Source organism: Streptomyces sp. NPDC091387, from assembly GCF_044756945.1.
In the GTDB taxonomy this organism is placed as follows: Bacteria; Actinomycetota; Actinomycetes; order Streptomycetales; family Streptomycetaceae; genus Streptomyces.
The window spans coordinates 153,377-167,802 of sequence record NZ_JBIVTZ010000017.1 but is presented as its reverse complement, the minus strand read 5'-3'; the positions used below and the strand labels follow the sequence as shown (position 1 = coordinate 167,802).

General features: G+C 70.9%; 11 protein-coding genes and 1 riboswitch. Of the genes, 5 read left to right on the top strand and 6 right to left on the bottom strand.

Annotated elements, in window-relative coordinates; translation table 11 throughout:
* Positions 1-11: 11 nt before the first annotated feature.
* The 3 genes from ACIQM0_RS31180 to ACIQM0_RS31170 are packed head-to-tail and all read left to right on the top strand — an operon-like array spanning position 12 to position 4,989.
* Entirely contained in the window at positions 12-1,988 is a 1,977-nt protein-coding gene (locus ACIQM0_RS31180; RefSeq protein WP_401293052.1) for a beta-galactosidase, read from the top strand.
* On the top strand, positions 1,985-4,237 hold the full coding sequence (locus tag ACIQM0_RS31175) for a glycosyl hydrolase family 95 catalytic domain-containing protein (RefSeq protein ID WP_401293049.1): 2,253 nt from the start codon (positions 1,985-1,987) through the stop codon (positions 4,235-4,237). Before ACIQM0_RS31180 ends, ACIQM0_RS31175 begins: the two co-directional genes overlap by 4 nt.
* A gap of 38 nt (positions 4,238-4,275) precedes the next feature.
* Positions 4,276-4,989 carry a hypothetical protein gene (locus ACIQM0_RS31170; protein ID WP_401293047.1) on the top strand — a complete coding sequence of 238 codons (714 nt, stop codon included), beginning with the start codon at positions 4,276-4,278 and terminating at the stop codon, positions 4,987-4,989.
* A gap of 63 nt (positions 4,990-5,052) precedes the next feature.
* Here the strand turns inward: ACIQM0_RS31170 and ACIQM0_RS31165 are convergent, their stop codons facing one another.
* The 6 genes from ACIQM0_RS31165 to ACIQM0_RS31140 form a co-directional block, all read right to left on the bottom strand.
* Positions 5,053-6,060 (bottom strand): LacI family DNA-binding transcriptional regulator, encoded by a 1,008-nt coding sequence (locus ACIQM0_RS31165; protein WP_401293045.1) that lies wholly within the window; start codon positions 6,058-6,060, stop codon positions 5,053-5,055.
* 595 nt (positions 6,061-6,655) lie between these two features.
* The gene (locus ACIQM0_RS31160; protein WP_401293042.1) at positions 6,656-7,066 is read right to left on the bottom strand and encodes an LLM class flavin-dependent oxidoreductase; all 411 of its coding nucleotides are present in this window, start codon (positions 7,064-7,066) and stop codon (positions 6,656-6,658) included.
* Between the two features lie 67 nt (positions 7,067-7,133).
* Positions 7,134-8,390: a cytochrome P450 gene (locus ACIQM0_RS31155; protein ID WP_401293039.1), complete on the bottom strand. Its 1,257-nt coding sequence runs from the start codon at positions 8,388-8,390 to the stop codon at positions 7,134-7,136.
* Entirely contained in the window at positions 8,387-9,682 is a 1,296-nt protein-coding gene (locus ACIQM0_RS31150) for a cytochrome P450 (protein ID WP_401293037.1), read from the bottom strand. The genes ACIQM0_RS31155 and ACIQM0_RS31150 overlap by 4 nt, the downstream gene beginning before the upstream one ends.
* 221 nt (positions 9,683-9,903) lie before the next feature.
* Complete coding sequence (locus ACIQM0_RS31145) at positions 9,904-10,296, bottom strand: hypothetical protein (protein ID WP_401293034.1); 393 nt, start codon at positions 10,294-10,296, stop codon at positions 9,904-9,906.
* 49 nt (positions 10,297-10,345) lie between these two features.
* Positions 10,346-10,455, bottom strand: a riboswitch (SAM riboswitch).
* A 142-nt stretch (positions 10,456-10,597) separates the two neighbouring features.
* Positions 10,598-12,664: a phosphocholine-specific phospholipase C gene (locus ACIQM0_RS31140; RefSeq protein ID WP_401293031.1), complete on the bottom strand. Its 2,067-nt coding sequence runs from the start codon at positions 12,662-12,664 to the stop codon at positions 10,598-10,600.
* Positions 12,665-12,989: 325 nt separating this feature from the next.
* Between ACIQM0_RS31140 and ACIQM0_RS31135 the strand changes: the two genes are divergently transcribed.
* Together ACIQM0_RS31135 and ACIQM0_RS31130 are read left to right on the top strand one after the other, a co-directional pair.
* A complete protein-coding gene (locus ACIQM0_RS31135) occupies positions 12,990-13,574 on the top strand; it encodes a hypothetical protein (protein ID WP_401293027.1) in 585 nt (194 codons plus the stop codon).
* Positions 13,575-13,644: 70 nt separating this feature from the next.
* On the top strand, positions 13,645-14,262 hold the full coding sequence (locus ACIQM0_RS31130) for a hypothetical protein (protein WP_363024961.1): 618 nt from the start codon (positions 13,645-13,647) through the stop codon (positions 14,260-14,262).
* Positions 14,263-14,426 lie beyond the last annotated feature (164 nt).

The window sequence follows — 14,426 nt, the reverse complement described above, 5'->3', positions numbered from 1 at the left end:
CGAGAGACGCCATGCCGTCCCTGCGCGACGCGGCCCGTGGCCGCATCCTCTTCGGAGGCGACTACAACCCCGAGCAGTGGCCCGAGGAGGTGTGGGAGGACGACGCCCGGCTGATGAAGGAGGCCGGGGTCAACTCCGTCACCCTGGGCGTCTTCTCCTGGGCGACGATCGAACCACGCCCCGGTGCACGGGAGTTCGGCTGGCTGGACCGGCTGATGGACCTGATGCACGCAAACGGCATCGGCGTCGTCCTCGCCACCCCGACCGCCTCCCCGCCCCCCTGGATGGGGGCGCGGCATCCCGAGACCCTGCCGCGCGCGGAGGACGGGTCGATCGTCTGGTACGGATCGCGCCAGCAGTTCTGCGCGAGCTCCCCCGTCTACCGGCGCTACGCCGCCGCCCTCACCGAGGACCTCGCGGCGCGGTACGCGGACCACCCGGCGCTCACCATGTGGCACATCAACAACGAGTACTGCACCCACTGCTGGTGCGACGAGACGGCCGCCCACTTCCGTCGCCGGCTACGGAGCCGGTACGGCACGGTCGACGCGCTCAACGAGGCCTGGGGCACCGCGTTCTGGAGCCAGCGCTACGACTCCTGGACGGAGATCCTGCCGCCGCGCAAGGCGCAGTACATGAAGAATCCGGCGCAGGTCCTGGACTTCAAGCGGTTCACCTCCGACGTGCTGATGGAGTGCTACGTCGCCGAGCGGGACATCGTCGCCCGGCACACCCCGCACATCCCGGTGACGACCAACTTCATGCCGCTGTGGTCGGGCCAGGACGCCTGGGCCTGGTCGGCCCAGGAGGACATCGTCTCCGTCGACATCTATCCGGACCCCAGGGACCCTCGGGGCGGCCAGTACAACGCGATGATCGCCGACATGACGCGCTCGCAGGCAGCCGGGCCGTGGATGCTCATGGAGCAGGCCGCGGGCCCGGTCAACTGGCGCGGGGTCAACCACCCCAAGCCCGAAGGCCTGAACCGGCTCTGGTCGCTCCAGGCGGTGGCGCGCGGCGCGGACGCCGTCTGCTACTTCCAGTGGCGCCAGTCCCGGCAGGGCTCGGAGAAGTTCCACTCCGGGATGCTCAGCCACGCCGGTGAACAGGGCCGCACCTTCCGGGAGATCAAGCGCCTCGGGGCGGAACTGGCTCTGATCGGCCCGGCCGTCGGCGGCAGCGACGTCCGCGCGGAGGTGGCGATCCTGCACGACTGGGACTCCTGGTGGGCGGGCGCCCAGGAGGGCAGGCCGTCCTCGCTGCTGGACTACACGGAGGTCGTGCAGCGCTGGCACCGGGCGCTGTGGGAGGGCGGGTTCGCCTCGGAGTTCGCCCGGCCCGACGCCGATCTGAGCCGGTTCAAGGTGGTGGCCGTACCCCACCTGTATCTGCTCACCGACACCTCGATCGACAACCTCGTGGCGTATGTGCGCGGCGGCGGCAGGCTGGTCTGCGGCTTCTTCAGCGGGATCGCGGACGTGGACGACCGGATCAGGCCGGGCGGCATGGACGCACGGCTGCGCGAGCTGTTCGGCATCAGGACCCTGCACGAGTGGTGGCCACTCGACGCGGGCGAGGCCGTGGAGTGCGACGGCTTCCGGGGCGGACTCTGGTCCGAGGAGCTGGAGGCGGAGGCGGGCACCGAGGTGGTGTCCGCCTACCGCGACGGCGAGCTGGCCGGGCTGCCCGCGGTGCTGCGCAGGGGCCGGGCCTGGTACGTGTCGACGCTGCCCGAACCGGAGTCGCTGCGCGCACTGCTGGGCGGGGTGGCACGGGAGGCCGGCGCGGAACCGGTGCTGGCGGGGCTGCCCGACGGGGTGGAGGCGGTCCGCCGCGGCGAGCTGCTCTTCCTGCTCAACCACGGGCGCGCCCCGGTCACCGTGGCCGTGCCCGGCGACCGGGAGGACCTGCTGACCGGCCACGCGGTGCACGGCCGCGTGGAGCTGGGCCGCCACGGCGTGGCCGTACTGAGAAGCGCCGCGCCGTGACCGGCCGCACCCGGGCCGACGGCACCTGGGAGCCGCGCCCCGCCGTCCGCTGGGAGGACGCCTTCCTCGGCGGCAACGGCCGGCACGGCGCCATGGTGTACGGGGATCCGGTCGACGACCGGGTCATCGTCAACCACCACACGCTGGTCCGGCCCAACGGCAGCGAGCACACCCGTCCGCCCGAGCTCGCGGACCGGCTGGACCGGCTGCGGGACTCCCTGCTGGCCGGGGACACCACGGCCGGTGAGCGGTTCGGCGCGGGCCGGCCACTGGCCTGGGTGCAGCCTTTCCACCCGGCGTTCCAGACCCGGATCCGCCCCACCCCCGCCACGGCACCCGCCCCCGGTGACGACACGGCGCTCACCGGCTACCGGCGCACGGTCGACTTCGCCACGGGTGAGATCACGGCCGTCTGCGAGGGCAGGCGCAGCCGGGTCCTCGTCTCCCGCGCGGACGACGTGATCGTCCAGTCCGTGTCCGGTCCGGGGCTCGCGGTGGATCTGACCCTGGACCACGCCCTGCCCGGCGCCCCGCCCCGGCTGGCGATCGGGCGCAGCACCGTGCTGACCCCGGGCGGCGGCCGACTGGCGCTGCGGGTGGGCTATCCGGACAGCGAAATCGCGTACACCGGGGTGACGGTCGTCCGGGCGGACGGCGGCAAGGTGTCGGTGTCGGGTGAGGGCATCCGCGTCGAGGGTGCGCGCGGTCTGCTGCTGCTCACCCGGGTGCGGCGGCACGCGGGCGACCTCGATCTCGCGGCGGAGTGCGCCGCACTGCCGGGGGACGGCTACCCGGAGCTGCTCGCCCGGCACCTCCCCCTGCACCGGCCGGCCTTCGAACGGGCCTCCCTGACCCTCGACGCCGATCCGTCCGACCGTGCCTTGCCCGGAAGCGAGTTGGTGCGCCTGCCGGGCAGTCCCGCCTTGCTGGAGCGGCTGTTCGCGGCCGGGCGCTACCACCTGCTCTCGTCCTCCGGAGTGCTGCCTCCCCGGCTGACGGGTCTGTGGACGGGCGACTGGGAAACCGCCTGGTCGGGGGCGTTCACCACCAACGCCAATCTCAACCTGCAGATCGCCTCGGCGGCGGCCGCGGCGCTGCCGGAGGTGTCCTCGGCCCATGCAGCCCTGGTGTACGGCCAGCTCGGCGACTGGCGGGACAACGCGCGGGCGATCTTCGGGGCGCGGGGGATCGTCGCCCCGTCCCACACCGACGGCGAGTCCGGCCACACCCGCCACTTCCAGCGCGCGTATCCGCTGCATCTGTGGACGGCCGGTGCGGACTGGCTCCTGGAGCCGCTGCTCGAACACGCCGAGACCACCGGGGTGACGGACCCGCGCCTGACCGACGCCCTGGACGAGGCCGCCCTGTTCTACGAGGACTTCCTGACCCGCACCGCCCCGGACGGGACCGTCGCCGTCGTGCCCTCGTACTCGCCGGAGAACCGGCCCGCCAACGCGAGCTGGGTGACGGTCAACGCGACGATGGACCTCGCGGCCGCCCGTCACGCGCTGACCGTGTCCGCCGACCGCTCCCCCACCCACCCGGCGTCCGACCGTCGGCGCACGCTCGCGGCCCGGCTCCCGGAGTTCTCCGTCAACAGGGACGGCGCGCTGGCCGAGTGGGCGTGGCCGGGCCTGGAAGAGAACTACGACCACCGCCACCTCAGCCATCTCTACCCGGTGTGGCCGCTGGACGCGATCAATCCGTACGACACCCCTGGCCTGTCGGCCGCCGCGCATCGCGCTCTGGAGCTGCGCGGATCGGAGAACGACTCCGCCCACGGGCATCTGCACCACGCGCTGATCGCCGCGCGGCTGCGGGACGCCGTCCGGGCCTCCGCCGCGGTGGACGCCGTCCTCACGGGTGACTTCTTCCACGACTCCCTGATGAGCGCGCACTATCCGGGGCGCGACGTCTACAACGCCGACGCCGCCCATGCGCTGCCCGCGGCGGTCATCGAGTCGCTCGTCCAGTCGACACCGCGACGGCTGGTCCTGCTGCCCGCACCGCTCACCGGCCGCGCCGGCGGTGAACTGCGCGGCATACGTACCCGGTTCGGCGCGGGGCTGGATCTGCGCTGGTCCGCCGACGGCACCGCGACCGCGGTGCTGCACCCCGCCCGTGACGCCCGTGTCGATGTCCGCACGGGAGACGGCAGCACACTCACCGGTTCCTCCGCCGGATCCACCGCCGCTCCGCTGGAGCTGACGGCCGGCGTGGACCGCGTCCTCGAACTGGGGCCGCGGTAGCACTCCCCCCACCCCATCCCCCCATGGAAGGGACAACCATGGCACCACGCACCCGCACGCTCAGCAGGTTCGTACTGGCCCCGGCAACGGCAGTGGCGGCTCTGATCGGCTTCGCCGCCGCCCCCGCCCAGGCCGCGATCTGGTCCTCCTCGGACCAGTGGGGCAACTACACCACCTCCGACGGATACACCCTGTACAACAACATCTGGGGTTCCGGCGCGGGTTCGCAGTCCATCTGGGCAAACTCAGCATCCAACTGGGGCGTTTCGGCCAACCACCCGAACACCGGCGGCATCAAGTCCTACCCGAACGCCAAGAAGGTCGTCGGCAAGCCCATCACCTCGCTGTCGTCGCTCACCAGCGACTACGACGTCACCGTCCCGTCGTCCGGTGCCTACAACACCTCGTACGACATCTGGGACACCGACTACGACTACGAGCTGATGCTCTGGGTCAACTACAACGGCGCCGTGGGCCCGCTCGGCACGTCGCAGGGGACGGTGACACTCGGCGGTCACTCCTGGACCGTGTACAAGGGCGACAACGGGGCCAACCAGGTCTTCTCGTTCCTGCGCACCTCGGACTCCGCCTCGGGCTCGGTGGACATCCTGCCCATCCTGAAGTGGATCAAGGACACCAAGGGCTGGTGGGGCAACGAGACCATCGGGGACGTCCAGTTCGGCTACGAGATCACCTCGTCCGCGGGCGGCCTGGACTTCACGACCAACGGATTCGGTGTCTCCACGAGCTGAGCCGTACGCACCAGGAGCCGGCCCCCACGAGGGGCCGGCTCGTGCGCGCGCCGCCGCCCGGTGTCACCTCGGGGCGGGGCCGGTGCTCTCCCGAACCGTCAGCTCCGGAGCCAGCAGCTCCACTTCGTCCGTCCCGCGGCCGGAGAGCTTGGCGACGACCTGTTCGACCGAGCGGCGCCCCATCTCCTGCGCGGGGATGGCCACCGAGGTCAGCCGCACCGATGCCTGGGTGGCCACCTGCTCGGGGCAGATCGCGACCACGGACACGTCCTCGGGCACGGCCCGGCCCTGCTGCCGCAGGAGGTTGAGCAGCGGCTCCACCGCCGACTCGTTCTGCACGATGAAACCGGTGGTGCCGGGGCGCTCGTCGAATATCCGCGAGAGGGTCTGGGCCATCGCCGGATAGCCGCCCTCGCAGGGCCGGTGCAGGACCCGCACCCCGGTCTCCCGCGCCTTGGCCCGCACTCCGTCGACGGTCCGCTCGGCGAACCCGGTGTGCCGCTCGTACACCGCGGCCGCTTCGCCGATCACCGCGACCTCACGGTGCCCGAGGCCGGCGAGGTGCTCCACGCAGAGTGCCCCGGTCGCCTCGAAGTCGAGGTCCACACAGGTGAGGCCGTCGGTGTCGGCGGGCAGTCCGATGAGCACGGCAGCGCGGTCGGTCTCGCGCAGCAGCGGCAGCCGTTCGTCGTGCAGTTCGACGTCCATCAGGATCATCGCGTCGGCGAGCGAGCTGCCGGCGATCCGGCGTACGGCGGCGGGACCCTCCTCGCCCGTCAGCAGGAGGACGTCGTACCCATGGGTACGGGCCGTGGTGGCGACCGCGATGGCGATCTCCATCATCACGGGAACGTACATGTCGGTACGCAGCGGCACCATGAGCGCGATGATGTTCGACCGGCTGCTGGCGAGCGCCCGCGCACCCGCGTTGGGGTGGTATCCGAGTTCCTTGATGCTCTGTTCCACCCGCTCCCGGGTGGGTACCGAGATGGACCGCTTCCCACTGAGGACGTAGCTCACCGTGCTCGCGGAGACTCCGGCGTGCTGTGCGACCTCGGCAAGGGTGACCATTCAGCTCTCCATCACAGAACGACGTCGGACACCGGCACGCATACCGGCCTGCACCGGCAGGCTCGGCCAGATGTGGCGAAGCGCTTCGACTTCCCATCATTTGGCTGTGACATACACAGATGGTGCGAGCCTAGACCCACACGCACAACGTGTCCATAGTTCAGTCGAAGCGCTTCGACTCGCTGGTTCACGCCCTGTTCCGCGCCGCTGCCGACCATGACGGCCGTCGTCCGGCTACCGCCACGATATGCCGGACGGCCGGCCCTGGACATCGGCGGGACCGGTGCGTCAGCGGTCCGGGAGGCCCGCGGGGGTCGCGGCGGTGCCGAGGGTGAGCAGTCCGGCGCCGAGCAGGAGCGCGGGCTTCGCGTGCCCGCTGCGCAGGACGGCGGTGGCGGTAGGCAGCGGGAGGAGCAGGAGGCCGGAGACGGTGGCGCAGTGGCCGCGGACGTACCGGAAGCACAGGGGAAGGAAGACGCCGCGCCGGGCAGAGACCGGCCGCCGGCCGCCCGATCCCCGCCACGTCGAGGCGGCCGGAGGGTGCTGAGGCGGGCCGTCGCGCCTGCGGGCGCCGCGACGCCGGTGCCCAGGGGCCTCAGTTCTGCCGGGGCAGCAGTTCCGTCTCGAACCGGTCCAGGGACTCGTCGAACAGCGCCCCGCGCCGCCCCTCCGGCGCGGGGAACAGCTCTCGTTCGCCGGGCCGGGCGGGCTGCAGCCCGAACACCGGCAGCACCCGCCGGGGCGCCAGGCCCGCCGGCGAGGCCAACTGCGCGGCGATCAGCACCGGGTGACGGCCCGGCAGCACCGTCACCGAGGTGCCGGCCTTGAGCCGGGTGGTCCGGGACAGGGCGTGGGCCATTACGATGAGGGGGTCGACGGCGTCCGAGCGGATGTGCTCGGACAGCCAGAGGGAATCCAAGCCGTCACGTTCGAGACGGTCGACGATCCGGCTGAAATCCGGCAGGGGCGACCCGGCGCCGAGTCCCGCTCCGAAGCGGACTTTCATGACGGCCACAGTACGCGCGCCGCCGGCCGGCCCCGGTGGGGATGTCGCCCCGCGGCGTTGCCCGGACTCAGGCGTCGAGCAGTACGGGGAAGGCCTCCATGTCGTTCTGCGTCATCACCGGAAGCTTGCGGATGTCCGCGTCCGGCACCGCGAGCCGCAGCCGGGGGAAGCGCCCGAAGAGAGCCGGCAGGGCTATCCCCGCCTCGACCCGGGATAGCGCGGCGCCGGGGCAGATGTGCGGGCCGTGGCCGAAGGTCATGTGCCGGATGGGGGTGGGGCGGGTGATGTCGAAGGCGTCCGCGTCGGCGCCGTGCTGCTCGAGGTCCCGGCCGATCACCCGGTAGGAGATGACCACGCCCTCGCCCTTGGCGATGACGTCGTCACCCACCTGGATGTCCTCGGTGGCGAACCGCATCAGCAGATGGGTGGTCGGGGTGTCCCACCGCAGCGTCTCCTCGATCACGGTCTCCCAGGAGACCTCCCCGTCGAGGACCATCCGCAACTGTTCCGGGTGCGCCAGGAGGGCTCGTACGGCGTTGAGGATGAGCCCGATGGTGGTCTCGTGGCCGGCCGCGACCATCGCCTTGAGGTTGCCCACCACCTCTTCCTCTGTGAGGGGCTCCCCGCCCTCCTCCGCGAGAATCAGCCCGGAGGTCAGGTCATCGGTGGGGCGTGCCGCCTTCTCCCGCACGAGCCCTGAGTAGAAGACGTCCAACTCGGCCAGCAGGGCGAGCCGTTCGTCCTGCGGGGTGAGCATCGAGAAGAAGGCCTTGTACTGCCTGGTCAGCATGGCGTTCTCGGCGGGGTCCACGCCCATCAGCATGCCGACGACCCGCATCGGCAGCGGCTGGGCGAACACCGACTTGAGGTCGACGACGGCCCCGTCCCTGCCGCCGTCGGCGAGTGCGTCCAACAGCTCCTGGGTGAACTTCTCGATGTCGGGCCTGATGGCCTCCAGCCGGCGGGGCGTGAGCGCCTGGGAGGTCTTGGTCCGCAGCCGCCGGTGCTCGGCGCCGTCCACGGTGAACATGGACCGCCCGGCGTCGATCATCCCGATGAGCGGCCACTCACGCGTCACCTCGCCGCTCTGCCACAGCCCCCAGGCGTCGATGTCCTTCACCAGCCGCGGGTCGACGAGGAGTTCACGTGCGTCGGCATACCGGGTGATGGTCCAGGCGGGTATGCCGAGCAGGTCGATCCGGGCGAGCCGCCCGGCGTCGCGCAGCCGCGCCGTCTCACCGTCCAGGTCCTGGACCATGGGGTCGATGACAACGGTCCCGCGGTCCGGGGCAGCTGTGTGCGCGGCGGCGTGAGGGCAGGTCACGAGAGGTCTCCTGTCGTACGAACGGGGGTGAACCGGACGGGGAGCGAGGTCGTCCCGCGCAGAAACGCGGAGGGCCGCCGTACGAGGTCCGCGACGGCGACGCCCAGCTCGAGGTCGGGCAGCCGGTCGAGCAGCACCTCGATGCCGGTACGCGCGATGGTCTCGGCGATCTCCTGAGCGGAGAAGGGGCACCGGTACTCGCCGTGGCTGAAGGCGAGATGCGCGCCGTTGCCCCCTTGGGCGGAGGCAGCGCTGCCGGACAGGCTCTGCCTGATCAGCGGATCGGTGTTGGCGGCGCCGAGCCCGAGCAGCAGCATGTCCCCCGCCCTGATCCGCTGCCCGCCGAGCTGGGTGTCCCGGGCGGCCCAGCGTCCGGCGAGGATCTGCGTCGGCGCGTCCTCCCAGAGCACCGCGTTCATGGCCTCGGCCACGCTGCGCCGCCCGCCCGCCATCGATTCGGCGAACTCGTCCTCGGTGAGCATCAGCCGCAGGGAGTTACTGATCCAGTCAGCGGTGGTGAGGTGCCCGGCGGCCGTGATGGCCATCAGGTCGAGCATGTACTCCTCGTCGGTGAACGCCTCGGGGAAGGCGAGCATCCGGGAGGTCACGTCGTCCCCGGGCTCGGCCCGCTTGGCGGCGACCAGCCGCCGCATGTGCTCCCCGAATCGCAGATGGGCCTCCTGTGCGCCCGGACCACCGTCGGCCAGGTCCTTCAACACCTGCGCGATATGGGCGCCTTCGTCATCGGGGAACCCGACCAGCCGTGCGAGGACGAGCACGGGTAAGGGCTCGCAGAAGTCGGCGACGAGGTCGGCGGCACCCCGGCTGCACACGGCGTCGATCAGCCGGTCGGCCAGCTCCTCGCAGTGGTTGCGGATCTCGAACGGATCGGCCCCTTCGAGGGCGGGTCCGACCATCCGGGCGTGGCGCCGGTGCTCGTCCCCCGCGCTGAAGTAGATGGACGGCAGCGGCCGCCCGACCATGGGCAGCAGCGGCCAGTCCTCGGGGATGTGCTCCCACTGGTTCCACAGACCGACATCGCGCGGGAACAGCTCGCCGTCGCTGGTGACTTGATGGAGTTCGCGGTATCCGATGACCAGCCAGGCGGGGAACCCGCCCGGCAGCTCCACGGGGACGACCGGCCCGTGATCACGGCGCATGGCGCGGTAGACGGCCTGTGGCTCGGTCTGGAACGAGGGGCCGCCGAGCGGCACGGCCCCGGGCCTCGTGTGTGCGGGGCACTCCGGAGGGGGCGAGGCGGGCTCGGGCCGTGCGGAGGATGGGCGCGTCATCGTCCTGACTCCTGTGGCGGAAGCTTCACGCGTCACGATCGTGCGATCAACGCACGCCCACTATAAGGATTTTATGTGATGCCACAGCGGTCAACGGCGATCAAATGTGCAGTCAGAGCGAAGCAACTGGCCGACATCTGCGCACAATTGACCAACATCTGCGGGTACCGCCCCGGCCACCCGGAGCCGGTGGGCGGCCAGCGCGCCCGGCCGGACCCGGACTACGACCGCCCGGAACCCTGGGCATCGCACAAATCGCCGCCCTCCAGGGCGACGTTGACGAGCGCGGCGGCCGGGTCTTCTCCGTCCACCAGCTTCAGCGCGTGCCACCGGGACAGCCAGTACACGCGTCCGCGATGACCGGCGAGTGTCTCCCGCAGCACGTCCGGAGAGTGCGTCCAGACCGCTGGAAGGGCGCCCGCGTAGTCGAACGCGGCACGCAGCTCGACCCACCCGTCGTCCCGGACGTCACCGGCGGTCAGCAGTATCTCGACGGCCTGGCCGGGCTCCTGCCGGCACTTCTTGGCATGGATCCAGTGCACCTGGTGGCCTGCGGCGTACCGGTCGCAGCCGTCGCTCCGCACGGAGCCGTTCTCGGTGAGATGACGCAGCATGGTGGGTCCCGCCTTCCGGGGATGATGGACCCCGAGCGCTCTGCACCGCGGTCCGCTGTTCCCCGCACCTCGCGCACGGGGCAGGTCGTCACCCGGAGCACCCGCAGCGGAGCGGGGTGCCGTCCAGCCAGCCGGGGCTGCGCGCTGGAACTCATGACCCGACGAAAACCCTAACGCACCCGTGGGACAGACCCCGACGGACGGCGCACGCACAGCCGACGGACGGTCAGGGGAGGCGCAGGCGCGGGCCGAACCCGACCCGCGCCCCCTTGCCCCTCACCTGCCACTCCGTCGGGCTCGGTCAGCAGGTGACGAAGCCCGGGTCGCTCGTTCCTGCCTTGCCCGTCTCGACGTGCCCGGCGAACCGCCGCAGGAACGTGGCGTCCGCGTCCGACACCACCGTGATGTCGTACCAGCGCCGGCTCCCTCGCAGGTCAACGGCGTGCTTCACGGTCGCCCCCGCACGCACCGCGAAGGTCTGCGCCCCGCCGCCATAGGTGTCCGCGTTCCGCACGGTCAACTGGACTGTCCTCGTACCAGCATGAGTGAAAGTCAGTTCGAGTCCTCCGCTCGACGGGTCATGACGTGCGGTCACCTCCGGCCCTGCCGCCTTTCCGGGCCCCCGGAAAGCGCGCAGGAACCCGTTCGGGCCGTGCACGGTGAGGTCGGTCACGTCCTTCGAGTAGGCCGTGTTCCAGCTGTCGGCGAGCGTCTTGCCCGCCTCTGTGGTGTAGGTCCAGGGTCCGTCGGTGCGGTTCGCCGACGTCACCAGGAACTGCGCCCCGGCCGCGTCGCCGCCACTGAAGGTCAGCCGGTACTTACCGGAGGCCGGGTCGGCCGCCCCGTCCACGAGGGGCGCGTACCGCAGCGGCCGGGTGGGCCGCGAGCCGGGCTCCTGCTTCGGCACACTGCCGGAGACCGGCGGCACCGGTACGTAGTCGGGGTGCCGGCCGTTGTCCGGCGGCGCGTATCCGTCCGTGGAGGGCAGCGAGACGGGCGCGGTGTCGGTACGGCTGAAGTCGAAGGCCGAGGTCAGATCGCCGCAGACGGTGCGCCGCCAGGGCGAGATGTTGGGCTCGTGCACGCCGAAGCGCTCCTCCATGAACCGGATCACGGAGGTGTGGTCGAAGACCTCCGAACACGAGAACCCGCCGGTGCTCCACGGGGACACGACCGTCATGGGCACGCGCTGGCCGAGGCCGTACGGCCCGGCCGCGTAACGGAGGTCGCCGGGGAAGTGGTCGGCGGAGGTGTCCACGGTGGAGAGCCCCTGCGCGGCCCCGGACGGGACGAACGGCGGCACGACGTGGTCGAAGAATCCGTCGTTCTCGTCGTAGGTGACGAAGAGCGCGGTCCGGCCCCACACCTCGGGGTCGGAGGTCAGCGCGTCCAGCACCTGCGAGATGTACCAGGCGCCGTAATTGGCAGGCCAGTTAGGGTGCTCGCTGTAGGCCTCGGGCGAGACGACCCACGAGACCTGGGGAAGCGTCCCGGCCCGGACGTCGGCCTTGAGGTCGTCGAGGAGCCCGTCACCGTTCTTGACGTCGGTACCGGTGCGCGCCTTGTCGAAGAGGGGATCGCCGGGCTTGGCGTTGCGATAACTGTTGAAGTAGAGCAGCGAGTTGTCGCCGTAGGTCCCCCGGTAGGCGTCGTCGATCCACCCCCAGGAGCCGGCGGCGTCGAGCCCGTCGCCGATGTCCTGGTAGACCTTCCACGACACCCCGGCCTCCTCCAGCCGCTCGGGGTAGGTCTTCCAGCCGTACCCCGTCTCGTCGTTGCCCAGCACGGGCCCGCCGCCGGTGCCGTCGTTGCCGGTGTACCCGCTCCACAGGTAGTAGCGGTTCGGGTCGGTCGAGCCGAGGAACGAGCAGTGGTACGCGTCGCAGACGGTGAACGCGTCGGCGAGCGCGTAATGGAACGGGATGTCCTCACGGTTGAGGTGCGCCATCGTCGTGGCGGTCTTGGCCGGCACCCACTGGTCGTACGCGCCCTTGTTCAACGCCCGGTGACCGCCGGCCCAGTCGTGGTTCAGGTCCTGGAGGAACTGCAGCCCGAGATCGTCGGCCGGCGGCCGGAACGGCAGCACTTCCTTGCCGAGAACGTCCTTCTGGTGCCACACCGGCTTCCCACTGGGCAGCGTGACCGGACGCGGGTCACCGAAACCGCGCACACCCTTCATGGTCCCGAAGTAGTGGTCGAAGGAACGATTCTCCTGCATCAGTACGACGATGTGCTCGACGTCCTTGAGCGTGCCTGTACGGCCCTTCGCGGGCAGTGACGCGGCACGGGCGATGCTGCTCGACAACGCGGAGAAGGCGACCGTGCCTCCGGCGAGCTGCAGGAGGCGGCGACGGTTCAGTTCTGCCATGAGTGAGGGCCTCTGTGGGGTGAGGGGACGTAAGGGCGAAAGCGACTGGAGTGTTCCAGAATCGGTAGGGGCCATGGAAGACCCTTGCAGTGTGCACGTGGTGGCGTTCGGCCGAACAATCGGAGACGGGTGGGTGGAGGCTCCCGCGCGCAGCCCGAACCCAGGCCTCCGCCGCCGCGGCCGGGTACGCACGGATGCTGCGGAGCCGGTGCCGGGCCGCGCGGTCGGCATGGTGGCGAGAAAGAGAGCGGCCGGGCCGGTTTGCCGTGAGCGATCCCGGAAAGGCGCGGGGAGCCAACTGACCCTCAGGAAAGCGATGTTGCCTATGCGTGCAAGATCCGTACGTACCTCCGGCATCCTGACCGCGGCCCTGCTGCTCTCGGCCGCCGCCGTCGCTCCGACAGCCGGCGCGGCCGTCCGGGACACGGCCGGACCACTGACCGGCGACGGTGGCGCCCCGCACTGCACGGTGCATGCGACGTACGGCAGTGAGCACTGTTACCGGACATTCACGGAGGCCATCGAGGCCGCCAGCGGCGGCCGGATCACCGGGGCACCACGCTCCGCGACCGAAGCGGTGCGCAGTGACGCGTTCCGGGCCCGAATGGCCGACCAGGCACAGGACGGAGTCATCCAGGGGACCTTCTTCGAGGAAGAGCAGTACGGCGGGGCGTCCCTCACCGTCTGGGGCGCCGAGCCGTGCGTGAAGGACGGCTGGGTCAACTTCCAGTTCGACCTCGGGGACGACTGGAAGAACCGCATCTCCTCCGTGCAGCCCTGGGGCGGCTGCGCGCTCTGGCTCTACCCGGAGCCCGGACTGAACGGTGACCGGGACGGCCCGTTCGAGGACAACAGCCCCGCCATCGGGTCGTTCATGAACGACCGCACCCAGTCCATCGGCTTCAGCTGACCGCCCGCCCCACCGGGCACTCCCGTCCCCCCTCCCCCCACAGGCACGATCACCCCCACGGAGATCACCCATGACAGTGAAAATCCGGCTCCCTCTGCTTCTGGCGGCGCTCGTCACCGCGGGCAGCGCCGTCCTGGTCGCTCCCGGCACCGCCCTCGCCGAGGATCAGCCCACCATCCGTGAACTGCTCGACAAGTGCGACAACGGGACCGACAGCTGCGTGTTCCACCCCGACGGGGCGCCCGAGATATCGATGGGCGAGGCCCACCAGGTGGGTGACTCCGCCTTCAACTGCACCCCGGACAGCCAGACCTCCACCGTCGGCTGGTCGGACACGACGGGCGAGTCCAACAGCGTCGGCGTCTCCCTGACCGCGGAGTACGGCTTCTCGCTCGTCTTCAAGATGAGCATCACGGCCACCTACGGGCACACCTGGGAGACCTCACACACCGAGTCGGAGCTGACGGCCGTGAACGTCCGGCCGGGCGAGGTCGGCTGGGTGACCCGCGAGGCCCAGATGCAGCACGTGAGCGGTACGTACGAGCTGCACTTCCCGGACCGCTTCTACGGCCACTACTACTGGTACGTGCCCTTCGACGCGACGGGCCCGATGCCGGACGCGCCGAGCACCAAGACGCAGCACACCCGGGCGATGACCGATGAGGAGAAGGCGGACCACTGCGGCTGACCCCACGCGGTAACAGCGGCCAGGCAGCACATCAGGCAGATGGGGCGCGCCGGCAGCGGTGACCACGGCTGAGTCACGGTCCGGCAGCCCGCCTTCGCGTCGAGGTTGCCCTCCCCCTGGCTGACGCGAGTCCCTCCTGACCGCGATCGGGAGGGACTCGCGGT

Coding starts and splice junctions, on each gene's coding strand:
- ACIQM0_RS31140 (WP_401293031.1), bottom strand. CDS start 12,664: ATGGCAGAACTGAACCGTCGCCGCCTCCTGCAGCTCGCCGGAGGCACG.
- ACIQM0_RS31180 (WP_401293052.1), top strand. CDS start 12: ATGCCGTCCCTGCGCGACGCGGCCCGTGGCCGCATCCTCTTCGGAGGC.
- ACIQM0_RS31160 (WP_401293042.1), bottom strand. CDS start 7,066: ATGAAAGTCCGCTTCGGAGCGGGACTCGGCGCCGGGTCGCCCCTGCCG.
- ACIQM0_RS31145 (WP_401293034.1), bottom strand. CDS start 10,296: ATGCTGCGTCATCTCACCGAGAACGGCTCCGTGCGGAGCGACGGCTGC.
- ACIQM0_RS31150 (WP_401293037.1), bottom strand. CDS start 9,682: ATGACGCGCCCATCCTCCGCACGGCCCGAGCCCGCCTCGCCCCCTCCG.
- ACIQM0_RS31135 (WP_401293027.1), top strand. CDS start 12,990: ATGCGTGCAAGATCCGTACGTACCTCCGGCATCCTGACCGCGGCCCTG.
- ACIQM0_RS31130 (WP_363024961.1), top strand. CDS start 13,645: ATGACAGTGAAAATCCGGCTCCCTCTGCTTCTGGCGGCGCTCGTCACC.
- ACIQM0_RS31165 (WP_401293045.1), bottom strand. CDS start 6,060: ATGGTCACCCTTGCCGAGGTCGCACAGCACGCCGGAGTCTCCGCGAGC.
- ACIQM0_RS31170 (WP_401293047.1), top strand. CDS start 4,276: ATGGCACCACGCACCCGCACGCTCAGCAGGTTCGTACTGGCCCCGGCA.